Origin of the sequence: Paenibacillus sp. MAHUQ-63, assembly GCF_028765165.1 — a bacterium.
GTDB lineage: Bacteria > Bacillota > Bacilli > Paenibacillales > NBRC-103111 > Paenibacillus_E.
In genome coordinates this window covers 428,272-454,090 of record NZ_JARADB010000004.1, presented here as the reverse complement: position 1 = coordinate 454,090, position 25,819 = coordinate 428,272, and the positions used below count along the sequence as shown (strand labels likewise).

Here is a 25,819-nt window from a genome sequence, read left to right as displayed (position 1 = left end):
GGTTCATGTCAAGTTGACTGCAAAAAGGGCTGTCTCTCATCGAGACAGCCCCTCTTAATAATACATTATAAAGAATTTCTCAATATCTTTCTGACGTCTTCTTTTGTAAGAGGAACATAGTTACCAATTTGTTCGGCGAGCATAGCTCTTTCCGTCATCAACTCAATTTCCTGATCATCTATTCCATAGTCCGATAGCTTCGTAGGAGCTCCAATGGATGCCCAGAAATCCCTGAGAGACTGGATCGCTTCTTTAGCCAATTGAGCATCCGTTTTTCCTATCGGGTCTAAATCGAATACCCGAACACCTAGCTGTGCGACTTTCTCTGGCCGCATGGCTGCGACATGTTCCATCCAATGCGGTGCAATTATCGCGATTCCCCCACCATGTGGTATGTCATGGACAGCCGATACGGCATGTTCGATAAGGTGCGTCGCCCAATCCGGATTGACACCCATTCCAGTTAACCCGTTTAACGCCAAGGTTCCATTTAATAACATGACTTCACGGTAGTCGTAGTTGTTTAAATCGTTCACAAGTTTAGGCGCCGTCTCGATAACGGTACGAAGAATGGCTTCACCGATCCTTTCCTGAAGAGGTGCATTGCTCGAACCATGAAAATACTGTTCGAAGACATGGGACATCATATCAACAGTGCCATACACCGTTTGCTCCCGAGGTACAGAGACTGTAAGCTCTGGATCTAGAACACTGAATCTGGGTAGCACATAGCTGGAATTGAAAAAAGCTTTCGTATTCGTTTCCCAATTCGTAATGACGGAATTTCCGTTCATCTCTGAACCCGTTCCCGCTATTGTTATAACTGTGCCAATCGGTGTTGAATTAGACGGAGCCTTCACCTTACTAGTCACGATATCCCATACGTCGCCATCGTATGGCACACCCGCGGCAATTGCTTTAGCACAATCGATGACGCTACCGCCGCCAACTGCAAGAATAAAATCCAGCTTATTTTCTCTGATGAGGCTAATTCCTTTTTTAACGGTCGTAAGTCGTGGATTCGGCTCAACTCCTGCTAGCTCAATGACATAGGCGTCAATTTCTTTCAGTTCACTGATTACTTTATCGTAAAGTTCATTTTTTTTAATACTGCCGCCACCGTACACTAACAAGATGCGTTTTCCATAGGCAGGAATTTCTTTTTTCAAGCTGCTAACTTGACCTTTTCCAAATAAAAGCTTAGTCGGGTTTTGAAATTCAAAGTTTTCCATATTCGTTTACCTCTCTCCATAAAAATTATTTTATTTAAAAATTCATAGTATTTCTTTAATCAAAGCGTCAGAGTTATACCAAAAATGCGGAGCTGTCATGTTTAACAAATAAACATCTTAGTAGTTTGCAAGTCATAACCGGCGGTTCTGCAATTACATTTTAACAATCACAACTCACCTCCTTTAACTCATATACCAATATTTAGAAATGTCGATATTTTAAATAAAAAAATTCATATATTGTAAAGTGTCGATATGTTTAAATAAAAAAATTTACATATTGCAAAGTGTCGATATAATGCTTTTTAGGAAAACTGAATTCTAATTGAATTCAGTTCTGTTTCCTAGCTAAGTTATTTTTGAAGGAATTGCCCTATTTCTTTAATCGCATCTTCATTCCTTCTGTAGTACGTCCATTTCCCTAACCGTGTTGCATGGACCAGTCCTGCTCTTTGAAGCATGGAGAGATATTGGGAGGCCGTAGACTGATTCATTTTTAATTTTTCGGTAATTTGACTTACACATACCCCAACTGTAAGAAGATCAGCCCCTTCCTGGGGAGAAAAATGGGTTGTTGGATCTTTCAGCCATTCCAAAATCTGAATACGCGCTTCATTGGAGAGTGCCTTAAAAATCTCAATTGGGTTGGTCATATCGATATTATATATTATAAATTTGCAATATGTCAAATCATTAATTCGAATTTGATATAGGATATCCATAAATCAGAAAAGCATGATCTCGGAACTCTTAGTTCTTGATTTTCCCTCTCCAAGAAAGGATACCGCCTTGCAGCTGGTTTAGTTCAGCAAAACCATTCTTCTTTAAGATTGAAGCCGCCTGTTTACTTCTCATTCCACTTTGGCAATACAGGAATACATCCTTATTTTTAGGTATGTCGTTAATTCTTCCCTTTAGTTCGGATAATGGGATGTTCACTGCGTTTGGAATATATCCATTCTTGAATTCAGTTTTTTCCCTAACATCAATCAATATTTTATTTGAACTGCTCTCAATAGCCATTTGAAAGTCATTTGCATTTAAGTTTTTTAGCCCCTTCAATGGCGCTAATCGAACAAAGAAAAACAAAGAAATCAGCACTATAATAATAATTAAACCCCAATTAGATGAATCCATAGTCATACATTCTCCTTACGATTAACGGCTTTTGACTAGTAATTCGATGGCCTCTTGAACAAGCTTATTTGAATCCTCGCCAGATTCTTGCGCTTCGACAATACATTGTTGAAGATTTTCTGCTACAATTTGAGCAATTGCCTTATCAGCTGCATTTCGGATAGCCGTAAGTTGAGCAATAACTTCTTTACACTGTTTTTCTTCATCCATTAATCGTAGAACTCCACGAACCTGACCTTCAATTCGTTTCAAGCGTCTCTTCATATCATCATTGTAATTGTATCACATTTCCATCGACACCCTTCCATTTTTGAAATACCTCAACAGTAATCTCCGCATTTTCATCGAGCTTGTTATAGTTAAAAACCACTTCATCTGCGTCTTTTGGTGGAAGCCAATACTTGGCACCTGTAAGTTGAACTAATTTCAAACTACCAGAAATATGATCAGCGTGAAGATGGGTATCAAGTGTGTACTTAATAACCGCATTATGCTCTTTTGCAAATTTCTCAAATACTTCTGTCATTCGCAATATCAATAACGGCAGCCTCACCGTTGGAGACTACCATATATTATAGACAACCTTTGCCAATGCGCACGAATTGGTAAATGGAGCCTCCGTCTTTTAAATCACCAACTTTTACTGGCTCCAAATGCTCACTCCAAGCCTTCATATCTCCAATTAGGTAAGCAATATTATGCTTTCCTCGTTCAACCAACTGCTCTGCTACAAAAACGGATGAACCTTCTTTTGTACAAACAACCAATACTTCTTTATCATCAGGAATTTTATCTAAAACGGCATCTACACCGTCAATAAGTTCAAAGTAAGGAACATTGATGATCTCAATATGATGACCTTCAATCTTCCAATCATTAAAATCACTGTCATTCCGCACATCCAAGATAAACAAATCCTTATTATTAAGGACTTTTTTAGTTAATTCCCCTGCAGTAATTCCCTTTAGTCCAACGGTTGTCATAAGGGTTCCTCCTCTAGAGATACGTCAGCATCAAATGCAAAATCTAAGAATGTTGCTGCACCGCCAACCTCTGTTCCCTCAACAAATGTTCTTTTTCTAGTCCGATAACATCCATTGTCATTTGGCAAGCAATAAATCGCACTCTTTTGCCATTCCAATCAGTTCTTCAATGGACGGGACGTTGGCTCTAGTAAATCCTTCTTGGAAATGTTCTTTTCCAGTAGGAAGGGGTAGTTGTTTATGGGCTCTATTGTGAATTAAATTCAAACCCTCAAAGGTGAAGAAGATTGCTACATTGGCATCCGTTGCCGCGGCTGCAGTTGCAATATTGAATACTTTATAAGCGTCAAAAAAAACCACCATTTGCCGCAATAATCGCTACTTTTCTACTCATAACTAATTTCCTTCTTATTTGTTGTCCTTCTCAATGGAACCTTTCCATTCGGACATTCCAGATATTACGTTCTACTTTGACTTCTGTAGAATCTGATTTCCGTACAAAATGATGAAGTACGTCTCCGTCTTGATTAGAACCTAAATACTGGTGACCAATTGATTTGGCCCAACTTTGAATATCTGCTAGTGAACCCTTGTCTGTTGCTTGAACTTCAAGCACTTGACCAGCTTTAAGTTCTTCAAGAGCTTTCTTCGTCCTTACGATGGGCATCGGGCAGGCAAGACCTTTTGCATCCAACACTTTATCCACTTTTATCGCCATTAATTAACGCCTCCTTATTCGATTTCTCCAACCCAATTATTCATCCCACCAAATAAATTTTTTACTTTAAGGTATCCTAATGAGTGTAAGTATGAGCACTTCGATTTCCGCTTCTGCAAACCATTACTAATTTTTTCATCAAATGGTAATATTTGCTTCAAATTTTCGTCGTTTGACATTTTTCTAGCCTCCTTATACCTATACCCGTATGGATTTCGATTACGTCACCCCTGAAATTACAAATCATTATGAAGCTCGGAAAGGGCATCCTATTCAATGTGTTAATAAAAGCAAACCATTAGAGAATTTATGGGGTGATAATATGAAGTGTAACGTTGGGGATAGGGAGCAAGTTCTAAGAATAGGAATTGGATCGGCTATTGTTCTTGCAGGGGCATATTATAAAAAATGGTGGGGATTAATTGGCATAGCGCCAATTGTTACGGGAGTGACTCGCTATTGTCCACTAAATGCGGCTTTGGGAATATCCAATTGCAAAGAACTCAGTAAGTAATACGAAATTATACATTGATTTGAACCTTAAAAAAGGGAGAACTGTGGTATGTATTTTCTTTATATTATTGGCTCTGGAGTATTAATAATTGCTTTGATCCTTTCATTCATTCTTGCAAAAAAACAACAAAATCGTGAGATTGATAAAACTATGAGTGCTGCGACATACAAGCATAGAGTATTAGCTAATCCAGGATTCATAGCATATGCTTCAATTATTCTAATTGCCATAGTTGTCATAGGTTTTTTCATGTTAACTAATACCTAAAAGGTGGTTCGTTCTAAATATGGATAAAAAAAGATATTATGTCTCAGTACAATCAGGCACAATTATGGAAAGTCAAGGTGATGCCTCGTACGAGCTAGAAATTGATGCTACACCGGATGATATAGATCGACTGAAAGAAGTATTTGAAGAATTGGAAAATTTCGATCAAGCATCAGCAATACAAACAGCCTTGGCATTAGGCATTGCTTATCATAATGATGAATCAAACGATGGATATGATTATTATCTAAAAGAAGCGTATGCCTTAATAAATGAACTTGGAACTAAGGAAACCAAACAGCATATTGGGTCAATGAATATCTTGTCATAAAATTTTTCATAAAAAATGCCTAAATACCTCTCCAAGAGATGGTGTTAAGGCATTTTAATTTTACACTTTAAAACTTTCACTTTTTTCTTGATTTCTGATTCTAAGTTTTACCCTTTTCGTTCTTTGACCCGCGCCTAATCAATTAGTCATTTGGAGAAAACTCCTCCCTGGCTTCCATCGGGAACCCTTTGTCAAAATCGGAAATGAGATAAGGTCCTTGTCACCCGACAAATCCAAACATGTTCCGTCAATTCCGGGAAGAAAAAAAGCTTGAGATCTCATCGAGATCTCAAGCCTTTCCCTCTTCGCGAATTGCCGCTAAATCCAGCCGCCAATCGTTGCAACGCATAACGTTACCCGGCGGATATTCGAACGCACTTTCGCCCAGGAACGAGAAGCCGAGTTTGCGGCAGATTGCATTGGAGGCGGCATTATCGTACGACGGATACGCATGTATGTATCGATGTTTCCCTTCCGCAGCAGCGTGTGCGACTGCCGCAGCCGAAGCTGCAGCGGCGATACCTCTTCCCTGATATTCGGGAAGAACGCCCCAACCCGTTTCGTATACGATCTGCCCTTGCCAATCGCGTTCCCAGTATCCGACATTCCCAACGTACACACCTTCGGGAAGCAGGACGATACTGAACATGCACCCCTTGCCAGTACTGCCAAGCTGGGCATAGCGGTTGTGCCGCTTAAGGACCTGCTCCTCCGTTTCAATCCCGCCAAGATGATCCAGCATTTCAGGAGCGTTCAAACGTCGTAATAAATCAAGATGAAGATCAGACCAAAGTTCAATCTTTATTTGCAAGGAGTCCTCTCTCATAGACAAATCGTTCACTCCTAATGTTAGTCGTCGTTATTGTACAATATGTAAAGATCGAAGAGCGCGTAAAACAGAAGCTGCAACGTCCGCCAACGTTTCATGTTCTTGAAACTCATCGCCAAAGGATTTCGTGAAAACTTGACGAATGCCTTGGGAAAGCAGCTGCTCATTCAAATTCGTCAAATGATTGGCAATATAAATCGTAATACTGCGCGCTTCGCCTTCATACTCATCTTCCGGGCCATCCATTGCCAATAACTGAAGAGGATCCCATGCATCGAGATGTGCGTTCACAACCTCAAGGATCGGCGTCGGGTCATAAGGCAGGGAATTCAGAAACGCATTCTCTTTCTGTATTTCCTTTTTGATGCTCCACATCATATAATTCATTCTCGTTTGTTCGGATACCGCTCTAAATTTCAATGCTAAAGCCTCCTTTATTGGACGCTTTCTTGACCCTCCGTCAATATCTTGGCGGACTCTGCCGTCCATTTGGCAGTCCGGTCAATGATCGCCCCATTGAAGTTTAGCATTTTCCCCGTTCCTTGGGCAATACAAGCCATCGGTTGTTCGGCAAGAAAGACGGGAACGCCCAGCTCCTGCTGAAGACGCTTGTCCAATCCTTCCAGAAGCGCGCCGCCGCCGCACAGCAGGATGCCCTGCTCCATCACATCGCCGGCCAGCTCCGGCGGACACTTCTCCATCGCCAGTCGAATGCATTCCACGATGGCATGCATGAAATCATCCAAAATCTCATAGATTTCACTGGATGAAATGGTGATGCTGCGCGGTAAGCCTTCCATGAGGTCGCGGCCGCGAATATCCATCGTCACTTCCCTTACGGGCTGTACGACGATAGCGACATTCTTCTTGATTTCCTCGGCGGTTCGTTCACCAATCACCATATTGTACGTTCGCTTGACGTACTCAATGATGTCTTGATCGATGGACATCCCGCCGCGCCGTATCGCTTCGCTGACGACAATGCCGCCAAGCGAGATGATGGCCACTTGACTCGTCCCGCCGCCAATATCCAGAACCATGCTGCCGATCGGCTCGGCAACGGGTAATCCGGCACCCATCGCTGCAGCCAGCGGCTCTTCTACGGTCGTAGAGCGGCGTGCGCCTTTATGTACAATCATTTCCTCGACAGCCCGCTTCTGCACATTCGTAATTCCGCAAGGAACGGAAATCAAGACGTGAAAGCTGCGGAACCAGTTATAGCCGCGTCTGATTTTGCCGATGAAATATTTAAGCATTGCTAAGGTCATATCGAAATTTGCAATTACGCCATCCTTAAGCGGGTAGATAACTTCAACATTCGCCGGTGTTCTCCCAATCATGTCATAGGCTTCCTGGCCAAAAGCTTTGATTTCCCCTGTATCCGTTTGGATGGCAACGACAGACGGCTCCTGCAGAACGATTCCCTTCTTCTGCTGATAAATCAGTGTATTACAGGTGCCTAAATCGACACCAAACAGTTCTTCCAATCTCTTTAACATGACTCGCTCCTTCTCGCTGTTTTGTAGACGATGCGCCTAGTAGCGTGTTTATTTAAATGATTATGACTAAACTGCATCTGTATATTTGTTCGCATACGAAGGGCATTCTGCGGGGGTATAACCGAAACTATCGCCGAAATCCATCTCGATTTGAGATGAATCCTTTCGACAAAACCTTCACAATTTCTTACTCATCACATACCAACTGTCCGTCCGATCCGGGTAAAATTGATGCTCAATCGTCTCGTATCCCAGCCTCTGATACATGGCAATATTGGCCGGAATGGAGAGCCTGACGCCTACTCTTGCTTCGAACACTTCCTGGAGTCTTGCTTTCTCCTCGAGATAACGCAGCATGAGTTTGCAAACTCCCTTGCCTCGGGCTCCAGGGCAAACGGCAACTCGTCCGATATACATATATGGATCCGAGAATCGGTAGGTTGCCGATCCGAGTGCCGTATCCTCTTCCCAGGCTAACACCGAGCCGCCGCCTTGTTCCATATTCGCTATAAGATCTTGCGGAGTTTCCCGCAGGGCGCCGGAAGGCGGATTCAGCTTGCCTTCATACTCTGCGAACGCCGCGCGAATCGTGTGATGGACCACCTCGGCCTCATCAAGACGAGCTTCCCTTATTTCAATCGTCATAACTTCATCACCCCGTCAAAGTGAGTGGATATAACCATAATACCAAACGTTTGTTCCCGTGTAAATAGGAAAATCCCATTTTCACCCAAACACAATGAATGGGAAACGGACTCCGCCATGCCAATCAGCGAGCCTATTTCCCATCGCAAGCCCTACCTCCCGTTCAACCTGTATATGTATAAAATCCCTGCCCTGACTTTCTCCCCAACCGCCCAGCCTTGACATATTTCCGCAGCAGCGGGCATGGCCGGTATTTGGAGTCCTTGAACCCGTCATACAAAATTTCCATGATCGACAGACAGGTATCCAAGCCGATCAGATCGGCCAGCTCGAGCGGTCCCATCGGATGCCTCATGCCGAGCTTCATCACCTTGTCAACCGATTCCGGAGAGGCAACCCCTTCGTATACGGTAAAAATAGCCTCATTAATCATCGGCATCAGGATGCGATTGGAGACGAATCCCGGGAAATCGTTGACCTCGACCGGTGTTTTGCCCATCTGCTCACTAAGCCGGCATACCTGTTCAAACACATCCTGCGACGTTTCCAATCCGCGTATCACCTCCACCAGCGGCATGACCGGGACCGGATTCATGAAATGCATCCCGATAATCCGGGACGGCCTTCCCGTCACAGCGGCAATTTCCGAGATCGGCAGCGACGACGTATTCGTCGCCAATATCGTGGCGGGCGCACATATGCCGTCCAAGCGGTGGAATAGCAGTGCTTTCAACGCCATGTTCTCGGAAATAGCTTCGATGACGATATTGGCCTGCTCCGCTTGCTCCAGGGAATCCGCCTGCTGCAGCCGGCTTAGAATGGCCGCCATCGTCTCGGATGTCAGCTTGCCTTTGTCAACAGCTTTCATCAGCTGCTGATGAATATGCTGCATCCCTTTCCCAAGGGAATCCAGCGAGCTGTCGTGCAGCAGCACCTTCAGGCCGGAAGACGCCGCCACTTGCGCAATCCCGCTCCCCATTTGCCCGGCGCCAACGACCATGACCGTTTCAATACTCATTCCATCCCTCCTTAAGTCTTCAGCCGTCCACCCGAATAAGCAGCGCATCGCCCTGTGCGGCTCCGCTGCAAATCGCAGCGATGCCATAACCGCCGCCAATCCTGCGCAGCTCATGGATCAAAGCCAGCACAATTCTGGCTCCGCTGGCGCCGATCGGATGACCGAGCGCGATCGCCCCTCCGCACACATTGACAAGCTCAGGGTTCCAACCGAGCATTCTCCCGCTGGTCAGCACAACCGAAGCGAAAGCTTCATTCACTTCAAACCTGCTGATTTGCTCCAGCTTCAGCCCGGTCCGGCGCAGCAGCTTCTCAATCGCTTTGGCAGGCGTGACAGCCAAATACGGGGCTTTCTCGCCGACGGCGGCATGGCCGACAATCGAAGCTAGCGGACTTAAACCGAGAGACGCCGCCTTCTCCTTCGACATCACCACCATGGCTGCCGCACCATCGTTGACCCCCGGCGCATTGCCGGCCGTGATGGTGCCGCCCGGCAGGAGCGGCCGGAGTGCAGCCAGCTTGGCGATGCTCGTATCCGTCCGCGGACCTTCATCTTGACTCACAACGTGAGCCCCATGCTTGGACGCTGTCTCCACCGGTACGATTTCTTCGTCCAAATAGCCCTTCTGTCTTGCCGCCAGAGCGAGAGCATGGCTGCGAAGCGCCCACTCATCCTGTTCTTCACGGCTAATGCCAAGCTCGCCCGCCACATGAGTGCCATGAACGAACATCTGCACATGATCGAACGGACACGTCAGCCCGTCATGCACCATCAAATCCAAAGCGGTTTGATGCCCCATCCGCATACCGAAACGGGATCCCGTCAGCGCATACGGCGCCATGCTCATGCTCTCCATCCCGCCGGCCACAATGCTGTCTCCATCGCCGGAGCGAATGATTTGATCCGCCAACGTGATGGTGCGGATTCCCGAAGCGCACACTTTATTGACAGTTTCCGCCGTTACGCGCCAATCGAGACCGGCCAAGCGCGCTGCCTGCCGCGCCGGATTTTGCCCGGCCCCTCCCTGCAGCACCATGCCCATCATGACAGCGTCGATCTCCGCCATATCCACCCCTGAACGCCGAATCGCTTCTTTTATCGCAGCGCTACCCAGCTCGGCAGCCGCTCGATCTTTTAGCGCTCCGCCTAATTTCCCGAACGGTGTGCGAGCGCCGCCCACAATGACGCTTTCTCTCATAACTCATCCTCCGGCACTGGATGCCGGTCAATAGACGACCGTATCCGCGTCGTATTTTTCCAGATTATGCTTCACCCTCTGCAGAAAGCGTCCGCAAATCCGCCCGTCGAGGATACGATGATCAAACGAAAGGCACAGATGCATCATTGAGCGGATGGCGATTTTATCTTCAATGACGACAAGTTTGCGGGTGATCCTTTCGAAAGACAGATAAGCAGCCTGCGGGTGCGCGATGATCCCTTTCGTCAGTTGGGAGTCCCTTGCATACATGCATGTAAATGTACCGCCTTGCGACTCTTCGGGTGCAAGATCGCCTCTCTTGGCCCGCTCCGTCAGGTAATGAAAACGAATCGCCAGACCGGCAATCGATAAGCGCTCTGCATGACGTACGACGAGGGTCGTCAAGGAATCGCCCAAGCGGGCAGGAACCGACAAATGAACAGGGAGATGCCGGACAATCCGCCCGGAAGACCACGAGCTATTCAGCAGCGGGAATTGTTTCAGCGCATGTACGATGCTTTTCATCACGAACGGCTCTACCGGCAGCGGTGCACCTTCCGCCTCTTGGAAGGACTCCGCCAGCTCCGCCTGACATGCGGCCAACCCGGTGACATCGGCCTCCATCGCGAGCCAGGCATGGGGAATTTCGGCGACGCTGCTTTGCAATCGGGAAGCCGCCTCGATGCGCTGCGAGCTTAGCTGCAGAATCCGATCTTCCGGGAAGGAAGCGCCTGATTCCTCTCTATGCGCCATAAGCATCCTCCTCTACATGTCCGCTAGTTGGCGCATGGCGTCCTTCACCGTATCCACATTCGGCAGGTAAAACTTCTCCAGCGTCGGCGCCATGCCGACAGGCGGAACGTCCGGCGGACAGCAGCGCATGATGGGGGCGTCCAGTTCGTACAGCAGGTTCTCGGCCAGCAGGGCCGCAATTTCCGCGCCGATCCCCCCTGTCTTATTGTCCTCGTGAACGATGAGAATTTTGCCGGTTTTCGCCGCCGCTTCATAGATGGCTGTGTGGTCCAAAGGATGCAGCGTCCGCAAATCGAGCAGCTGTGTGGAGATCCCCTCCAGCTCCAGCTCGGAAGCAGCCTTGATCGCATATTGAACGGATAGTCCGTAGGCGATGACGGTAATATCCGTTCCTTCCCGCCGTATAATCGCCTTGCCGATCGGCACGGTATAGTCCTCTGCCGGCACTTCATCGGTGACGGACAGATAGCATTTCTTATGCTCGAAGAATAGCACCGGATCCTCGTCTCTGATCGCTGCCTTCAACAAGCCTTTGGCGTCGTAAGCGGTGGACGGAGCCACAATCTTAAGACCCGGCGTGCCGAAGAAGACCGATTCGGGGCACTGCGAATGGTAGAGTCCGCCTCCGCCCGTTGCGCCGTATGGCGCGCGAATGACGATCGGGCAGTGCCAATCGTTATTGGAGCGGTAACGGATCTTCGCCGCTTCGCTAATGATTTGGTTCGCTGCCGGGAAAATGAAGTCGGCGAACTGAATCTCCGCGATCGGCCTCATACCGACCATGGCGGCTCCGATGGCAACGCCGACGATCGCCGACTCGGATAGCGGCGTATCGAGCACGCGGAGCTCCCCGAACTTATCGCGCATCCCCTTCGTTGCATTGAGCACACCGCCCTTTCCGATATCCTCGCCCAGCACGAAGACGCGTTCATCCCGCTCCATCTCTTCCGCCATCGCAGAACGTATCGCTTCCAAGTACGTTATGACAGGCATCTCAAGCTTCCCCTCCCTCCTCGGCGAACACATGCCGCAGCGCGTCCTCCGGCGCCGGATAAGGCGCTTTCTCCGCATATTTGGTCGCCTCGTTCACTTCTTTGGCAATATTCTCATGCAGCGCCCGGTCCATTTCTTCATTCAGCACGTCGCATTCCATCAAATAACGCCGGAACCGCACGACCCCTTCCTGCTCGCGGTGGTATTCCACCTCCTCTTTCGTTCTGTACAGCAAATCGTCGTCCGCCGTAGAGTGCGGCGGGATGCGGTACATCATCGCCTCGATCAGCGTCGGACCATAGCCGCGAACGGCCCGCTCCCGGGCTTCTTTCACCACGCGGTACACTTCCAACGCATCGTTGCCGTCAACCCGCAAGCCCGGAAAGCCGTACCCGGCGGCTCTGTCGACGACGCGTCCGGCTACCTGCCGGTGAGCGGGAATGGAGATGGCATATTGATTATTCTCGCACAGGAACACCACGGGCAGCTTGAATACGCCGGCGAAGTTGAAAGCTTCGTGCACATCCCCTTGATTGCTGGAGCCTTCGCCGAACGAGACGAAGGCGATATGCTCCTCCTTTCTCATGAGCGCTGTCAGAGCGATGCCAACTGCATGGAGAACCTGCGTTGCGACCGGAGAGGAGCCGGATACGATGCGAAGCTTCCGATAGCCGAAATGCCCCGGCATCTGTCTGCCCCCATTGACGTCCTCCGCTTTGAAGAGCGCCGCCAGCAGCAGCTCCTTTACGGACATGCCGACCGTCAGTACGAAGGCGTAATCCCGGTAATAAGGCAGGAAATAATCCTGCTGATGATCCAGCGCGAACGCCGCCGCCACCTGCGCCGCTTCCTGGCCGACGGAAGAGATGTGGAAAGCGGATTTGCCGGATCTCTGCAGAAGCGTCGCGCGTTCATCGAATTTTCTCGCTTTGATCATGTAGGCATACATCCGCAGCACCGCATCGTCGGTTAAGCCGAGCTGGTGGTGCTTGAGATTATGAGAGGTCATCGCCACTCCTCCTCCTCTGGCTGTTACATGTTTCTGCGATACTGACCGCCGACCTGATAAAGCGCACGCGTGATTTGTCCCAAACTAGCCACCTTGACCGTCTCCATGAGCTCGGCAAAAATATTGCCGCCGGAAAGCGCCGCTGCCTGAAGCTTCGCAAGCGCCGCTGGCGCCGCCTCCCGGTGGCGCTCCTGAAACGCCCGAAGCTGCGCGATCTGCTGATTCTTCTCCGCCGCCGTGGCCCTGGCAAGCGGAATCTGGACATCCTCCTGCGCAGGCTGAGGCCCCAGGAACGTGTTGACGCCGATAATCGGCAGTTCGCCTTGATGTTTTTTCATTTCATATACCATGGATTCATTCTGAATCTTGCCTCTCTGGTACTGCGTTTCCATTGCTCCCAGCACACCGCCCCGTTCGCTGATGCGGTCCAGCTCCTGCAGGACGGCCTCCTCCACAAGATCCGTCAACTCCTCAATGAGAAACGAGCCCTGCAGGACGTTTTCGTTTTTGATAAAACCGAGCTCCTTCGTGATAATCAGTTGAATGGCCATCGCCCTGCGCACCGATTCCTCCGTCGGCGTCGTTACCGCCTCATCGTAAGAGTTCGTATGAAGCGAATTGCAATTGTCCATCAGCGCCATCAAAGCCTGCAGCGTCGTCCGGATATCGTTGAAATCCATTTCCTGCGCGTGCAGCGACCGGCCTGACGTTTGAATATGGTATTTCAGCTTCTGGCTGCGCTCATTGCCGCCGTATTTATGCTTCATGGCAGTTGCCCATATGCGGCGCGCCACACGGCCGATGACCGTATATTCGGGATCGAGTCCGTTGCTGAAAAAGAACGATAAATTCGGCGCGAATTCGTCGATATGCATGCCCCGGGACAAATAATACTCCACATATGTGAATCCGTTGGCGAGCGTGAAGGCAAGCTGTGAGATCGGATTGGCGCCCGCTTCCGCAATGTGGTAGCCCGAGATGGAGACCGAATAATAATTGCGTATTTCATGATCGATGAAATACTGCTGAATGTCGCCCATCATCCTCAGGGCAAATTCCACCCCGAAGATGCAGGTGTTCTGTCCCTGATCCTCCTTCAAAATATCCGCCTGAACCGTACCTCTCACCGATTTCAGCGTATCCCTCCGAATCTCGGCCGCTTCCTGCTGCGACGGCTCCCGCCCTGCTGCTGCAGTGAACCTCGCCATTTGCGAATCGATCGCCGTATTCAGATACATCGCCAAAATAATCGGCGCAGGTCCGTTGATCGTCATCGAAACGGAAGTCAGCGGGTGACATAAATCGAAACCGGCGTACAGTTTCTTCATATCGTCGAGCGTACATACACTAACGCCGCTCTCCCCGACTTTCCCATAAATATCCTGCCGCTCATCGGGATCCTCCCCGTACAACGTGACGGAATCGAAGGCCGTGCTAAGCCTTTTGGCTTCATCGTTCTGCGATAAATAATGGAAGCGGAGGTTCGTCCGCTCCGGCGTTCCCTCTCCGGCGAACTGGCGTTTGGGGTCCTCGGCCGTTCGCTTGAAAGGGAACACGCCTGCCGTATACGGAAAATCGCCGGGCACGTTTTCCCGGTACAGCCAGCGGATGAGATCGCCGTGATCCCGGTACGGGGGTAAGCTGACTTTCGGAATTTCCAAGCCGGACAGGCTCGCCACCCTAAGCTCCGTTACGATCTCCTTCTCCCTGACCCGGGTGACGAGCGTCTTGCCGGCATAGTGCTGCCGGCGCTCGGGCCATTCTTCCAGCAGCCGAAGCGTATCGGGATGCATCTGCTTCTCGCAGCTTATTCGTAAGGATTGCAGGGCTTGAAGAGCTTCCTGAGACGTCTGTTCACCTTGCTGAAGTGCGGCGATCGCGCCTTCAAGCCGGTAGCGGGTACAAGCGAGCTCCGCTTCCCGCTCTGCAAAAGCGTGGTAAGAACGGACCGTCTGCGCGATCTCGCCCAAATACCGGGTGCGGTCGGCCGGAATAATGATTTGCGTTGCTGCTTGATTGGCTGCCAGCTGAGCGGGAATAGGCCAATTCAGCTGGCATTTGGCATTCAATGTCGCGATCAGAGCTGCGAATAAGGCGTCTACCCCGGCATCGTTAAACTGACTGGCCATCGTGCCGTAGACGGGCATCGCCTCATAGGGCTCGTCGAATCTGCCGTGATTTCGCTGCACCTGCTTCTTCACATCGCGCAGCGCATCCGCCGAGCCTCGCCGGTCGAATTTATTAATGGCAATCAAATCCGCATAATCGAGCATATCGATCTTCTCCAGCTGGGAAGGCGCGCCGTATTCACTCGTCATCACATAGAGGGAGAGATCGGCGAGATCCGCAATGAGATGATCGCCTTGGCCGATGCCGCTCGTCTCGACGAGCACAAGACCGAAGCCTGCCGACTTCACGACCGCAATGGCGGGCTTCAGCGCGGCAGACAGCTCGTTGCCCGAATGGCGGGTGGCTAGACTTCGCATGTATACGCGCTCGGAGTGGACCGCATTCATCCGGATCCTGTCCCCCAGCAGCGCCCCCCCGCTTCGCTGCTTCGTCGGATCGACCGACAGAACGGCGATCGTCATGTCCGGATCATACCGCAGCAGTCTTTGCAGCAGTTCGTCGGTCAGGGAGCTTTTGCCCGCGCCTCCCGTACCGGTGATGCCCACTACCGGACAAACGCTCGCTTTCACTGAAGGGTCAGCGTCGGGACCAAGATCAGCTTGAGGCTGTTCGCACGCAAGCTCCGCGGCCGTGATGCGCCGGGCGACCTTTTGAAAGCCGCCCCCCTTTTCCATACCGCCCGCAGCGCTCAAGGTGCTGAAATCACACGCCTGCATCATGTAAGAAATCATGCCCTGCAAGCCGAGTTCTCTCCCGTCCTCCGGCGAGAACAGGCGGGCTACGCCATAATCCTGGAGCTTCCGGATTTCCGAAGGCAGAATAACGCCGCCGCCGCCGCCGAACACCTTGATATGCGAGGCTCCGTGCTCGCGCAGCAAATCGATGATATAGGTAAAAAATTCGACATGCCCGCCTTGATAGGAAGATACGGCAATGCCCTGAACATCCTCTTGAATCGCAGCCTGCACGATGTCCCGGGCCGACCGGTTATGCCCGAGATGGATCACCTCCGCACCGCTGGCTTGTAGAATCCGCCGCATAATCGTAATCGATACGTCATGTCCGTCGAACAATGCGGAAGCCGTAACGAATCGCACCTTATGCTGAGGGCGGTAATGACCTGTATGCGATCCTGTTGGTGACACGGCTGCACCTCCTTCCCGGATGACTAGTGTGCACAAAGACCTCACCGACATCTGGATATCAGTGAGGCCTAGTCGTTATCAGGCAGGACGGTTGCGGCAATCCGGCCGTCCATCGCTTCATAATCGTAGTAGCGGATCGTCTCGTACAGTTCGTGACGGGTTTGCATGCGGTGAATAGCCGCCTGCTGCGTCCCTGTTCCCGCAATGTCCGCGAACACTTCACCGATCGCCTTGGCTGCAACCCGCAGCGACGTGACCGGGTAGATCACCATGCGGAAGCCCCACTGCTCGAACTGCTCCGCTGTATAATACGGCGTTCTTCCGAACTCCGTCATATTCGCGAGCAGCGGTATGCCGAGTTCGCGGCTGAATCGGACGAACTCCTCCTCCTTCTCTAGCGCTTCCGGGAAAATCGCATCCGCGCCGGCAGCTGCATACTGCTTCGCCCGCTCGATCGCCGCATCCATCCCTTCCACACTCTTCGCATCCGTGCGTGCAACCACATATAGCGTCGGTGCCGCAGCTTTGATGGCTTGAATCTTATGCATCATGTCCTGTGCGGCAATCAGCCGCTTTCCATTCAAATGTCCGCATTTCTTCGGCATCTCCTGATCTTCGATCTGAACGGCGGCGACTTTGGCCTCCACCATCTCTCTCGCCGTTCGCGCCGCATTCAGGACGCCGCCGAAGCCGGTATCGATATCGACCAGCAGCGGCAGCTTGGCTGCGCGTACCAGCTCTCGCGCTCGATCCGCCACTTCGTTCGAATATATGAGACCCAGATCCGGCAGCCCGCGGCTCGCTGTATACGCCGCGCCCGACAAATAAATCGCCTCGAAATTAGCCTGTTTGGCTAGAAGCGCCGTCATGCCGTCGTGCGTGCCCGGCATGCGGAGGATCGGACCTGTTTCCGCAAGCTGGCGAAAGCGGGCGGACAATTGCCCTTGCTCCGGTTCATCTTCAATGAGCCAAGACATAAAGACCTCCTGTCGTAACCAATGGTCAAATAACGAATAGGCTCATGAACTCATGACACGGCGTTTGGATAAGGCGCTCATAGTCAAGGGACAGCTTCATGATGTCATTCGTTTTCTTCCTTGGGAAGCGGGTCCGCACATGATGCTCGAATTTCTCAATCACCTTCGGCAGACCTTCGTCCCGCCGCCTCCGATGGCCGATCGGATATTCGCAGACGACCCGCTCTGTGGACGTGCCGTCCTGGAAATGAATTTGTACGGCATTCGCGATCGACCGTTTGTCAGGGTCCAAATAATCCCGGCTGTACTGCGGCTCTTCGACAACGGTCATCTTCGCTCTAAGCTCATCGATTCGCGGATCCTTCGAAGCCTCATCTTCATAATGGTCTGCCGTCAGCGTGCCGTAGAGCAGCGGGATGGCGACCATATACTGCAAGCAGTGGTCCCGGTCGGCCGGATTATGGAGCGGCCCCTTCTTATCGATAATCCGAATAGCGGATTGATGGGTTGTTATCGTGATCGATCTAATGTCATCCCAGCGATCCCGAACCTGCGGGTACAGCTCCAGAGCGCATTCCACCGCAGTTTGGGCATGAAATTCCGCAGGAAACGAAATTTTGAACAAAATATTTTCCATAACATAAGCGTCAAGCGGCCGCCCGAGCACCAACGCCTTGCCTTGGAATAAAACATCCTGAAAGCCCCAGGTTCGGGCCGAAAGCGCCGTCGCATACCCCATTTCACCGTTCACCGCCATAAGCGCCAGGCGCACGGCGCGGCTTGTAGCGTCTCCTGCCGCCCAGGATTTCCGGGAACCCGTATTCGGCGCATGCCTGTAAGTACGCAGCGAAGCCCCGTCGATCCATGCATTGGATACCGCGCTGCACACTTCTTCCTTGCCTCCGCCTAGCATAGCTGCCGCTACGGCCGTTGAAGCGATTTTCACCAGATGAACGTGATCGAGTCCTACCCGGTTCAGACTGTTCTCCAGGGCAAGGACGCCCTGTATTTCATGCGCTTTAATGCACATCGTCAAAATATCTTTCATATAGAGCGGTTGTTGGCCCTCGGCAACCCTACTGCGGCTGATATAATCGCCCAGCGCAAGGATACATCCCAAATTATCGGACGGATGGCCCCATTCCGCGGCAAGCCACGTATCGTTATAATCAAGCCAACGAATCATACACCCAATATTGAATGCGGCTTGCACAGGCTCCAGCTCATAGCGGGTACCCGGTACCCGCGCCCCACCGGGCAGGCTGGCCCCCGGCACGACCGGGCCCAAATGCTTCGCACATTCCGGAAACCGCAGCGCAAGCAGGCCGGTCCCGATGGAATCAAGCAGCACGTGCTGCGCAATGCGGTATGCCTCTTCGCTCGTGATGTGCGCGTGCAGGGTATATTCGGCAATGTCTTCAATTAACGGATCGAATGTCATCTCCTTATGGGGAACATGATCTGAACGGCTCATGCTTGTTCTTCCTTTCCGCTGGAATGCTTGCTGCCGCCTCAGGGATGCAAATGGCGCGGTCCCGTATACCTGACGCGCGGCCGGAACAACCGGTTATGCGCATGCTGCTCGATCACATGAGCGCTGATGCCGGCGGTGCGCGCGGCAAGAAACACCGGCGTGAACATATCGATCGGAATGCCGAGCAAATAGTAGACGGGCGCAGCGTAATAATCCAAATTCGGGTGCAAATTTTTCTCCCGCTTCATCAATTCTTCACCGACGACACACATGGTGTATAGCTCCGGTTGGTTCTTCTCCAGCGCCAGTGCGGCGAGCGCATCCTTCATTAACAACGCGCGCGGATCCGGTTTCTTCATATACACCCGATGACCGAAACCCATAATCCGCTCCTTCCGGGCCAGTTTGCCTAACATCAGCGTTTCCAGCTTGCTCTCCGAGCCTGCTTCCAGCAGCATCTCCATGACCGCTTCGTTCGCTCCTCCATGGAGCGTCCCCTTCAAGGAAGCGACCGCTCCGGTTAGCGCTCCGTACAAATCGGATTGCGTCGAAGCAATCACCCTTGCAGCGAAGGTCGAATTCGGCATTTCATGTTCGCTGTACACGATGAGAGATTGGTCAAAAATATCTTCCTCCATCTTGGTCGGCATTTGACCTGAGATCATATATAAGAAATTGGCTGTGTAGGACAAATCCTCTCTCGGGTCGAGGAACATATGTTCCGTCTTAGCCTGGTAGCCATTGGCTAGCAGCTGCGGCACTTTCGCCAGCAATCGGATCGCTTTCCGCCGGTTCGCCTCCACTGAACGGTCATCCAGCTCGCTATCATAACTTGCTAACGCAGAAATCCCCGTTCGCAAGACGTCCATTAAATCAGCTTCAGCCGGCAGCAGCTTCAACATCGAACGCACGTTCTCGTGCAAGCCATATTCCGCTTTTAGCGCATTCTCCAGCGTCTGACGCTGCTGCATGCTTGGTAGCGATCCCTCCAGCAGCAGCCCTGCGACATCCAGGTATTTAACCCTCTGCGCAAGCTCGATAAGATCGTACCCGCGAACGACGATTTCCTCCTGCTCTACATCCAGATAAGAAATGCCGGTCTCGCTGGCGATGACATTTTCCAGACCAGGGATATAGCTGCTCATGCTCTCATCGCTCTCCCTTCTTCTATGCCTGCCCACTAGGAATCGGCAAGCAGCATGCGGGAAATTACAATGCGTTGAATTTCGTTCGTCCCTTCATATATTTGCGTCACTTTGGCGTCGCGCATAAACCGTTCGACCGGATAATCCTTCGTATATCCATAGCCGCCGAAAATTTGTACGGCTTGGGTCGTGACGGCAACTGCCGTATCACTGGCAAAAAGCTTCGCAATCGCAGCCTCCTTGCCGTAGCTGAAGCCCTGGCTTTCCCGCCAAGCCGCTTGGTACGTCAGCAGCCGCGCTGCCTCAATCTGCGCTGCCATATCCGCCAGCTTGAAGGCAATCGCTTGCTGCTGTGCGATCGGCTTCCCGAATTGCCGCCGCTGCTTGGCATATCCCAGGGAGGCATCGAGTGCCGCTTGAGAGATGCCGAGCGCTTGCGCGGCGATGCCGATGCGTCCGCCATCCAGGCTTTTCATCGCGATGCGGTAGCCTTCTCCTTCCTTGCCAAGCAGCTGGTCAGCCGGAACACGGCAATTGTCGAATCGCAGCTCCACCGTCGGCGACGAGCGAATCCCCAGCTTCCGTTCCTTGCGGCCGAACTGGAAGCCCGGCGCCCCCTTCTCCATGATGAACGCACTGCAGCCGCCTTGCCTGACCTGCGCGTTCGTCATGGCGAAAACGATATAAACGTCCGCCTCCCCTCCGCTCGTTACGAACATTTTGGAACCATTCAGTACATAATCGTCCCCATCCCGGACGGCCGTTGTTCTCATGGCTCCCGCATCTGAGCCCGAACCGCTCTCCGTCAGGCTGTATGCGCCCAGCTTCTTCCCCTGTGCCAAGGGAAGGAGATATTGGATCTTCTGAGCTTCGCTGCCATACTTATGAATCGCCCAAGACACGAGCGAGGTATGGACGGAAAGCATCACGCCGGTCGACGCGCATACTTTGGAGAGCTCTTCGACAACGATCGCATACGTCAGGAAATCGGCGCCGATCCCCCCATACGCTTCGGGCCACGGGATTCCCGTCAAGCCCAGCTCACCCATTTTATCGAACAGCGCACGATCAAAACGTTCTTCTTCATCTCTTGAGGCTGCTGTCGGTTCAATCTCGTTCTTAGCAAAATCCCGCACCATCGCACGAATCATGAGCTGTTCATCCGTTAAACTCAGCTCCATACGACCGCCTCCTTCGACATGATGACTCTTTTATGCAGGTTCGGCCGAGGATAAGCAACGCTTTTGCCGCGAATGGGACAAGTTGTAAACGCTTCCAACAACATGTTTTATATATACACGCCGCGGCGAAGGCTTATACCTGACAGGCTCCTATTTTAAGCCGGCACAAAAAAACACCGCCAAATTGGCGATGTTCCGGATGATAAGCATATCGGTAAGATCAAGTTAATTTGACAGGAAGACCTGTCTGGGCAGATTCCAATGCCGCCAGCGTAATGCGCAAAGTCACCGCCGCGTCGGCGTAATCCGTCAAAATCCGCGAACGGTCGCCCGTTTGCAGCGCATACAAGAATGCATCGGTTTCCAGCTCGTACGGATTCACCGTGTTCTTGTACTCAGTCGTCTGCGAACGTTCATGATTTCTCAGATAACGTCCTTGCACAATTTCCAACACGCCTTGATCCGTCATCAATTCCAGTCCCGAACGATGGCCGAACGGCAGCATACACGTGTTCGTCAGCGAAGCGATCGCTCCGCCGGCAAGCTTCATGGTCACGGCTCCGACATCCGCGACATCGACGCCGTCATACACCGTATGCATATGCTGCAGCGCGTAGGCCGCATACACTTCTTCCACTTCGCCGGCCAAGTAACGGACCAGATCGACGATATGCGTCGTTTGTTCCACAAATTGTCCCCCTGAACCGCTTTGCTTGCGCCACCAATGAACGCCGGGCATGTCCCCCAGCCAGCTCCCGACCGCCATCCCCACCTTCCGGCCTGCAAGCAATTCCTTCGCTTTCTGCGTCGTATTCATATAGCGGATGTGGTAGCCGACAGAGGTGATAAGATTTCGGCTGAGCACCTGCTCCCGAATACGGTCAACAGTCGCCATATCCAACCCGATCGGTTTCTCCACGAGAAACGGGATATTCCGCTCCAGAATCGCATCTTCGATCTCGCCGTGCGCTAGCGGCGGCACACTGATATATACGGCGTCAGGCTTGCATGTGTCCAGCATTCGCTCAATATGGTCGAACGCTTGTGCACCCGCATACCTTTGAGCAAGTTTTTCCGCTTTGGGCAATGAAGAGCCCAGGAAAGCCGTCAATTTGGCATCGCCTCTTGCTGCAAGCAAGCTTGCGTGCTTATCCGCGAACCATCCCGTGCCCGCAATTGCAATTTTGAACATGTCGCGTACTCCTCTCGTCCCTCTATTTCGCATTAATTCCCACAAGACAAGTATATACGCTAACGCTTTTCTTTTCCCTCCTAATTTTACCAAATCATTTTTTTTGTAAAGTTGTTAGTAAAATCGGAGGTTTGGGTATATGATAATGAGGTCTTTATGGAAATATCTTTCAGAGCCATTTGGGCGAAAGTGTGTTTTAATGGAAATATCATGTTTTGAAAATTCCTTGAAAGGTAATTACTAACCATGAAAACTGCCGATTTTCTTTATCCGAAGGACAAAGTCGCCTTTATCCGGTCCTCCTCATCCATGAAAGAAGCGATGGAACAATTAGAGCAGCACTATTATACAGCACTTCCCATCGTTGATGACGATGGCAAATATGTAGGAACGCTTGCCGAAGGCGATCTGCTCTGGAAGCTGAAAGATACGCCTGGGTTAACATTTGATAATTTGGATCAAGTTCCGGTCAGCACGATCGAGAAGCATTACCGCAATGAATGTGTCTCTATTGATGCCTTCATGGAAGACATGCTGGCCAAAGCGGCCGACCAGAACTTCATCCCCGTTGTCGATGACCAGGACAAATTTATGGGCATTATTCGTAGGAAAGACATTATCGCCTACTATGTGAATAACATTACGGATTAATAGATGACCCCCGGGGATGCAAGCTCAGCGCCCCGGGGGTTCTTCGTTCTTGTTCTGGTTCGGAGGACAGTGATCAAACCAAACTGGGCGGCACGCGCAAGATAAGATGAGTTAAGCGTCTTGACGGCGTAACGGGAATTCCTCCATTTATTTCAGCGAAAATTGACGCCAACTGCCGTGATAACTGGAGGTTTTCCATTTAATCCAGCATTACCGCCACCGCCACCCGGAGCTGCTGGCTTCACGTTTCCCTCGTGCGCATATCGCGCACGAATAGCACCCTATACTGCGCCGCAATAAGGAGCAGCCAGCTTCCGCACGCGTTCGATCCCTTCCCACATATCGCCGGGACCGTCATAGACGAGTGTAAGCGGACCTTCGTAACCGGCAGCCTTGACGATGTCCAGGCATCGGATGAACTCCTCGCTGTATGGCAGCCCCTCCGCATTCGATTGCGCTTTGGCATGAATGGACTCGCTGCGCGGTACCGTCCGAGCAAGCGCATCAAACTTACCGGGGCCTTTGAAGTTGCCAAAATCCGAGGTAAAGCCCAGGGCATCGCCGCACGCATCGAGCAAAGCCACACAATTGTCGGCTTCCGAAGTCAAAGCGTGGAAATTTTCAGTAACGACGCGCACCCCTTTGGCCGCAGCGTACTGGGCAAGCTCCTGCAATGCCTCGGCTGAACGAGCCAACGCTTGATGATCGGATGGGTCCGCATCGCCGGCAATCACGCGCACCCTTTCAGCGCCTGCGAGCGCCGCATCGTCGATCCACGTTTTGATCCATGCGATATCCGTCGCCCTGCGGAGTACATCCTCGCTTGAAATATCGCCATATTCCAGCAGCAGCGTATAAAAGCGCAAACCCGCCTTCTCAAAAGCAGCCTTCAAATTTTGCAAATAAGCCGGAGTTCGCTCCGGAAAGTGAAAATGACAAATTTCTGCGGATGCGAAGCCTTTGTCGGCCAGCTTAGCAGGCAGCTCCATCAGAGTGAGCTCTTCCGGCTGCGCTTGAACATCCGTGTAAGGCGTGCGCAGCGCAACATCCCAGCGTGTCCACCGCAAGGGACCGAGCAGCCGGTGCAAGCTCCAGCTCGTCAGTGATAGAAATGGCATATGGTTATCCCCTTCCAAATCTTTATTGGTTGTATTTTACCAATCTGCACCGAAGTCCGCCATATGCCATTCCGTTGTTTCCTCTCCTATTGTGCTGCAACTCTTATTGCAACTCTTACTTCTTCTCAGCCACATGACGGGATAAATTCCAGGATGGCCAGGAACGCTCGCCTCCGCTGCCGATCACTTGATCGATCGATGACGGAATAGCCGTCAGCTCGGGATGCTTGGCTTGAAAATCTCTTAACGCCGGCACGACATCTGTAGAGAGGCGCCCTAAATAGGCAAGGTCGATTTTGCCTGTTTTCTCATACCGTTCCATATTGTTTACCGCGATCAAATGATCGATATTCATATAATTCATGACGAGATAAGCGATAATAGCCGTCGTTATGTAGGCTCTGGACATGGACAGCTTCTCCAGCCAAATACGAAACAGTGCAATGATAAACAGGATGCCCAAGAAAATCATGAATCCGTGCACAAGCACCCTGGATTGCGTGAAGCCGTAAGCTTCCTCGTACAAAGATAATCTGCTGTAAGCCGAGATCAGCATCACGATGGTACAGGTAACCAGCAGTGTCAGCAGCGTCTTGCGGAAAGCTTCGCCGCCACGGCCGCTTCTGCGGATACCGTGCAAGCCCGGAAATAATAGCGCCACATTGATCAACGCAACGACGACCAGCTCGGCAAATCCTCTGCGCGCATATTCCGCGTAAGCGACTCCCTCGGGCAGCAAGCCGTCCGCCGCACCGAACAAGTAGGAGAATTGGATGGTGACGAAGAGGACATAGACATTATTGACACATACCAGCAGCGTTCCCGCTGTAATGGGGTCAATACGAACTTTTGTGCGTTCGCCGGCAGTCGCCGGTTTCTCCTGAAGGGGACTGTCGAAAGGATGAGCAGCCTGCGCCTCCTTCTGGAAAAGCAGCCCCCACATATAGCAGAAAGTGTACAAGGCAACAACGAAAGCCAGCACTATGCGCCCTATGCTGTCTCCTGCGGATATGCCGCTGAACCACGCGGGAATCTCCGATACCCAGGATGAAAAGATGCGGTCTGCGGAAGCCAGGAGACCGATGACAATCATGAGGATCGGTGCGGCAAGCAGCAAGCCTGCTGCGATTTTCACCGCGTGCCCCCATGTGCCCGATTGGCCGCTATCCCGGCGGGGCAGCCATGTCCGGATTAATCCGAAGGGTACCGGCAGATGGGCAATCGGACGACCGATCACATGGCGCACCATATCTTCAAGGAATGTAGCATGGAACCACGCATGTTTGCTGTTTCTGGATAGTACGATGGTTTGCATCACGATGCAAAGCGGCAAAGCGATTGCGTTCAGGACGGAAAACAAGTTGTTATCGAATAACGTGTAGGTTAGCGCCAGCAGGAAAACCGGCACCAGGAGCAGCCAGCCTGCGGTGCTCTGTCCAGCCCACGGTTCGAAGCCGCCGAGCCTTCCCCGGATCGAATAAAAATAGAGACCGTAGAAACCGGCCACCGTCAGCAGGACAGAGACGCCTGCCGGGCTGCCGACGAACAAATATTGGAAGAAAATGCCGAATAAACAGGCATAAACAAGCATTAATGCATATTTTTTTTGCCAGGGAGCGGGATCTCTCATGGTAAGCTTTCTCTCCTTTGATCGTTTTGTTTGAACGTAATGACGGATTT

26 protein-coding genes and 3 pseudogenes are annotated in these 25,819 nt (G+C 51.3%); 4 read left to right on the top strand and 25 right to left on the bottom strand.

The genetic code is table 11. The features are described from left to right. Nucleotides 1-65 precede the first annotated feature (65 nt). The 8 genes and pseudogenes from PUT07_RS25405 to PUT07_RS25370 form a co-directional block, all read right to left on the bottom strand. Nucleotides 66-1,232 (bottom strand): iron-containing alcohol dehydrogenase, encoded by a 1,167-nt coding sequence (locus PUT07_RS25405; RefSeq protein WP_274471517.1) that lies wholly within the window; start codon nt 1,230-1,232, stop codon nt 66-68. Between the two features lie 353 nt (nt 1,233-1,585). Then, a complete protein-coding gene (locus tag PUT07_RS25400) occupies nt 1,586-1,885 on the bottom strand; it encodes an ArsR/SmtB family transcription factor (protein ID WP_274471516.1) in 300 nt (99 codons plus the stop codon). A 97-nt stretch (nt 1,886-1,982) separates the two neighbouring features. Next, nucleotides 1,983-2,369 carry a rhodanese-like domain-containing protein gene (locus PUT07_RS25395; RefSeq protein WP_274471514.1) on the bottom strand — a complete coding sequence of 129 codons (387 nt, stop codon included), beginning with the start codon at nt 2,367-2,369 and terminating at the stop codon, nt 1,983-1,985. A gap of 21 nt (nt 2,370-2,390) precedes the next feature. Further along, nucleotides 2,391-2,633, bottom strand: a complete 243-nt coding sequence (locus tag PUT07_RS25390; RefSeq protein WP_274471512.1) for a metal-sensitive transcriptional regulator — start codon at nt 2,631-2,633, stop codon at nt 2,391-2,393. A 58-nt stretch (nt 2,634-2,691) separates the two neighbouring features. Further along, a pseudogene (locus PUT07_RS25385) lies at nt 2,692-3,352 on the bottom strand (rhodanese-like domain-containing protein); the annotation flags it as partial. Beyond that, nucleotides 3,349-3,746: pseudogene (locus PUT07_RS25380) on the bottom strand (DsrE/DsrF/DrsH-like family protein). The pseudogenes PUT07_RS25380 and PUT07_RS25385, both read right to left, overlap by 4 nt. Before the next feature lie 69 nt (nt 3,747-3,815). Further along, nucleotides 3,816-4,070 (bottom strand): annotated as a pseudogene (locus tag PUT07_RS25375) (sulfurtransferase TusA family protein); the annotation flags it as partial. Between the two features lie 14 nt (nt 4,071-4,084). After that, on the bottom strand, nt 4,085-4,249 hold the full coding sequence (locus PUT07_RS25370; RefSeq protein ID WP_274471511.1) for a hypothetical protein: 165 nt from the start codon (nt 4,247-4,249) through the stop codon (nt 4,085-4,087). Between the two features lie 29 nt (nt 4,250-4,278). Here PUT07_RS25370 and PUT07_RS35475 point away from each other — a divergent pair, with 29 nt between their 5' ends. The 3 genes from PUT07_RS35475 to PUT07_RS25355 are packed head-to-tail and all read left to right on the top strand — an operon-like array spanning nt 4,279 to nt 5,182. Further along, nucleotides 4,279-4,584, top strand: a complete 306-nt coding sequence (locus PUT07_RS35475; protein ID WP_338000774.1) for a YgaP family membrane protein — start codon at nt 4,279-4,281, stop codon at nt 4,582-4,584. Nucleotides 4,585-4,632: 48 nt separating this feature from the next. Then, nucleotides 4,633-4,851, top strand: coding sequence for a hypothetical protein (locus PUT07_RS25360; protein ID WP_274471508.1), 219 nt, complete (start codon nt 4,633-4,635; stop codon nt 4,849-4,851). Between the two features lie 19 nt (nt 4,852-4,870). Then, complete coding sequence (locus PUT07_RS25355; protein WP_274471506.1) at nt 4,871-5,182, top strand: hypothetical protein; 312 nt, start codon at nt 4,871-4,873, stop codon at nt 5,180-5,182. Nucleotides 5,183-5,471: 289 nt separating this feature from the next. Here PUT07_RS25355 and PUT07_RS25350 read toward each other — a convergent pair whose 3' ends face one another. The 15 genes from PUT07_RS25350 to PUT07_RS25280 form a co-directional block, all read right to left on the bottom strand. Then, nucleotides 5,472-6,008 (bottom strand): GNAT family N-acetyltransferase, encoded by a 537-nt coding sequence (locus PUT07_RS25350; protein WP_274471673.1) that lies wholly within the window; start codon nt 6,006-6,008, stop codon nt 5,472-5,474. A 33-nt stretch (nt 6,009-6,041) separates the two neighbouring features. Further along, the gene (locus tag PUT07_RS25345) at nt 6,042-6,431 is read right to left on the bottom strand and encodes a hypothetical protein (protein WP_274471504.1); all 390 of its coding nucleotides are present in this window, start codon (nt 6,429-6,431) and stop codon (nt 6,042-6,044) included. A 14-nt stretch (nt 6,432-6,445) separates the two neighbouring features. Further along, nucleotides 6,446-7,510 carry a rod shape-determining protein gene (locus PUT07_RS25340; RefSeq protein ID WP_274471503.1) on the bottom strand — a complete coding sequence of 355 codons (1,065 nt, stop codon included), beginning with the start codon at nt 7,508-7,510 and terminating at the stop codon, nt 6,446-6,448. Nucleotides 7,511-7,687: 177 nt separating this feature from the next. Next, the gene (locus PUT07_RS25335) at nt 7,688-8,155 is read right to left on the bottom strand and encodes a GNAT family N-acetyltransferase (protein WP_274471501.1); all 468 of its coding nucleotides are present in this window, start codon (nt 8,153-8,155) and stop codon (nt 7,688-7,690) included. 163 nt (nt 8,156-8,318) lie between these two features. Further along, a complete protein-coding gene (locus PUT07_RS25330; RefSeq protein WP_274471500.1) occupies nt 8,319-9,173 on the bottom strand; it encodes a 3-hydroxyacyl-CoA dehydrogenase family protein in 855 nt (284 codons plus the stop codon). Between the two features lie 19 nt (nt 9,174-9,192). Continuing rightward, a complete protein-coding gene (locus tag PUT07_RS25325; protein ID WP_274471499.1) occupies nt 9,193-10,371 on the bottom strand; it encodes an acetyl-CoA C-acetyltransferase in 1,179 nt (392 codons plus the stop codon). A gap of 27 nt (nt 10,372-10,398) precedes the next feature. Next, on the bottom strand, nt 10,399-11,124 hold the full coding sequence (locus PUT07_RS25320) for a 2-oxo acid dehydrogenase subunit E2 (protein ID WP_274471497.1): 726 nt from the start codon (nt 11,122-11,124) through the stop codon (nt 10,399-10,401). A 12-nt stretch (nt 11,125-11,136) separates the two neighbouring features. Beyond that, nucleotides 11,137-12,117 carry an alpha-ketoacid dehydrogenase subunit beta gene (locus PUT07_RS25315; RefSeq protein ID WP_274471495.1) on the bottom strand — a complete coding sequence of 327 codons (981 nt, stop codon included), beginning with the start codon at nt 12,115-12,117 and terminating at the stop codon, nt 11,137-11,139. Between the two features lies 1 nt (nt 12,118). Next, nucleotides 12,119-13,126: a thiamine pyrophosphate-dependent dehydrogenase E1 component subunit alpha gene (locus tag PUT07_RS25310; protein ID WP_274471493.1), complete on the bottom strand. Its 1,008-nt coding sequence runs from the start codon at nt 13,124-13,126 to the stop codon at nt 12,119-12,121. Between the two features lie 23 nt (nt 13,127-13,149). Next, the gene (icmF, locus tag PUT07_RS25305; RefSeq protein ID WP_274471491.1) at nt 13,150-16,401 is read right to left on the bottom strand and encodes a fused isobutyryl-CoA mutase/GTPase IcmF; all 3,252 of its coding nucleotides are present in this window, start codon (nt 16,399-16,401) and stop codon (nt 13,150-13,152) included. Nucleotides 16,402-16,469: 68 nt separating this feature from the next. Next, entirely contained in the window at nt 16,470-17,378 is a 909-nt protein-coding gene (prpB, locus tag PUT07_RS25300; RefSeq protein ID WP_274471489.1) for a methylisocitrate lyase, read from the bottom strand. Between the two features lie 25 nt (nt 17,379-17,403). Further along, complete coding sequence (locus PUT07_RS25295; protein WP_274471488.1) at nt 17,404-18,852, bottom strand: bifunctional 2-methylcitrate dehydratase/aconitate hydratase; 1,449 nt, start codon at nt 18,850-18,852, stop codon at nt 17,404-17,406. Between the two features lie 38 nt (nt 18,853-18,890). Then, nucleotides 18,891-19,997, bottom strand: coding sequence for a citrate synthase (gene mmgD, locus PUT07_RS25290; protein ID WP_274471486.1), 1,107 nt, complete (start codon nt 19,995-19,997; stop codon nt 18,891-18,893). A 35-nt stretch (nt 19,998-20,032) separates the two neighbouring features. Beyond that, nucleotides 20,033-21,178 (bottom strand): acyl-CoA dehydrogenase, encoded by a 1,146-nt coding sequence (locus PUT07_RS25285; protein WP_274471485.1) that lies wholly within the window; start codon nt 21,176-21,178, stop codon nt 20,033-20,035. A gap of 220 nt (nt 21,179-21,398) precedes the next feature. Next, entirely contained in the window at nt 21,399-22,370 is a 972-nt protein-coding gene (locus PUT07_RS25280) for a Gfo/Idh/MocA family protein (protein ID WP_274471484.1), read from the bottom strand. Between the two features lie 246 nt (nt 22,371-22,616). On the opposite strand from PUT07_RS25280, the gene PUT07_RS25275 reads away from it, so the two are divergent. Next, on the top strand, nt 22,617-23,021 hold the full coding sequence (locus tag PUT07_RS25275) for a CBS domain-containing protein (protein ID WP_274471482.1): 405 nt from the start codon (nt 22,617-22,619) through the stop codon (nt 23,019-23,021). A 281-nt stretch (nt 23,022-23,302) separates the two neighbouring features. Here the strand turns inward: PUT07_RS25275 and PUT07_RS25270 are convergent, their stop codons facing one another. Beyond that, the gene (locus PUT07_RS25270; RefSeq protein ID WP_274471481.1) at nt 23,303-24,139 is read right to left on the bottom strand and encodes a sugar phosphate isomerase/epimerase family protein; all 837 of its coding nucleotides are present in this window, start codon (nt 24,137-24,139) and stop codon (nt 23,303-23,305) included. Between the two features lie 115 nt (nt 24,140-24,254). Then, nucleotides 24,255-25,769, bottom strand: a complete 1,515-nt coding sequence (locus tag PUT07_RS25265) for a DUF4153 domain-containing protein (protein WP_274471480.1) — start codon at nt 25,767-25,769, stop codon at nt 24,255-24,257. Nucleotides 25,770-25,819 lie beyond the last annotated feature (50 nt).

Excerpts from the sequence above, each read along its gene's own strand:
- PUT07_RS25280 (WP_274471484.1), bottom strand. The coding sequence starts at position 22,370 with ATGTTCAAAATTGCAATTGCGGGCACGGGATGGTTCGCGGATAAGCAC.
- PUT07_RS25350 (WP_274471673.1), bottom strand. The coding sequence starts at position 6,008 with ATGAGAGAGGACTCCTTGCAAATAAAGATTGAACTTTGGTCTGATCTT.
- mmgD (WP_274471486.1), bottom strand. The coding sequence starts at position 19,997 with ATGAGCAGCTATATCCCTGGTCTGGAAAATGTCATCGCCAGCGAGACC.
- PUT07_RS25370 (WP_274471511.1), bottom strand. The coding sequence starts at position 4,249 with ATGTCAAACGACGAAAATTTGAAGCAAATATTACCATTTGATGAAAAA.
- PUT07_RS25405 (WP_274471517.1), bottom strand. The coding sequence starts at position 1,232 with ATGGAAAACTTTGAATTTCAAAACCCGACTAAGCTTTTATTTGGAAAA.
- PUT07_RS25285 (WP_274471485.1), bottom strand. The coding sequence starts at position 21,178 with ATGGAGCTGAGTTTAACGGATGAACAGCTCATGATTCGTGCGATGGTG.
- PUT07_RS25360 (WP_274471508.1), top strand. The coding sequence starts at position 4,633 with ATGTATTTTCTTTATATTATTGGCTCTGGAGTATTAATAATTGCTTTG.
- PUT07_RS25330 (WP_274471500.1), bottom strand. The coding sequence starts at position 9,173 with ATGAGTATTGAAACGGTCATGGTCGTTGGCGCCGGGCAAATGGGGAGC.
- PUT07_RS25295 (WP_274471488.1), bottom strand. The coding sequence starts at position 18,852 with ATGAGCCGTTCAGATCATGTTCCCCATAAGGAGATGACATTCGATCCG.
- PUT07_RS25310 (WP_274471493.1), bottom strand. The coding sequence starts at position 13,126 with ATGACCTCTCATAATCTCAAGCACCACCAGCTCGGCTTAACCGACGAT.
- PUT07_RS25265 (WP_274471480.1), bottom strand. The coding sequence starts at position 25,769 with ATGAGAGATCCCGCTCCCTGGCAAAAAAAATATGCATTAATGCTTGTT.
- PUT07_RS25275 (WP_274471482.1), top strand. The coding sequence starts at position 22,617 with ATGAAAACTGCCGATTTTCTTTATCCGAAGGACAAAGTCGCCTTTATC.
- PUT07_RS25320 (WP_274471497.1), bottom strand. The coding sequence starts at position 11,124 with ATGGCGCATAGAGAGGAATCAGGCGCTTCCTTCCCGGAAGATCGGATT.
- PUT07_RS25395 (WP_274471514.1), bottom strand. The coding sequence starts at position 2,369 with ATGGATTCATCTAATTGGGGTTTAATTATTATTATAGTGCTGATTTCT.
- PUT07_RS35475 (WP_338000774.1), top strand. The coding sequence starts at position 4,279 with ATGGATTTCGATTACGTCACCCCTGAAATTACAAATCATTATGAAGCT.
- PUT07_RS25315 (WP_274471495.1), bottom strand. The coding sequence starts at position 12,117 with ATGCCTGTCATAACGTACTTGGAAGCGATACGTTCTGCGATGGCGGAA.
- PUT07_RS25340 (WP_274471503.1), bottom strand. The coding sequence starts at position 7,510 with ATGTTAAAGAGATTGGAAGAACTGTTTGGTGTCGATTTAGGCACCTGT.
- PUT07_RS25400 (WP_274471516.1), bottom strand. The coding sequence starts at position 1,885 with ATGACCAACCCAATTGAGATTTTTAAGGCACTCTCCAATGAAGCGCGT.
- PUT07_RS25355 (WP_274471506.1), top strand. The coding sequence starts at position 4,871 with ATGGATAAAAAAAGATATTATGTCTCAGTACAATCAGGCACAATTATG.
- PUT07_RS25270 (WP_274471481.1), bottom strand. The coding sequence starts at position 24,139 with ATGCCATTTCTATCACTGACGAGCTGGAGCTTGCACCGGCTGCTCGGT.
- PUT07_RS25390 (WP_274471512.1), bottom strand. The coding sequence starts at position 2,633 with ATGAAGAGACGCTTGAAACGAATTGAAGGTCAGGTTCGTGGAGTTCTA.
- PUT07_RS25325 (WP_274471499.1), bottom strand. The coding sequence starts at position 10,371 with ATGAGAGAAAGCGTCATTGTGGGCGGCGCTCGCACACCGTTCGGGAAA.
- PUT07_RS25335 (WP_274471501.1), bottom strand. The coding sequence starts at position 8,155 with ATGACGATTGAAATAAGGGAAGCTCGTCTTGATGAGGCCGAGGTGGTC.
- prpB (WP_274471489.1), bottom strand. The coding sequence starts at position 17,378 with ATGTCTTGGCTCATTGAAGATGAACCGGAGCAAGGGCAATTGTCCGCC.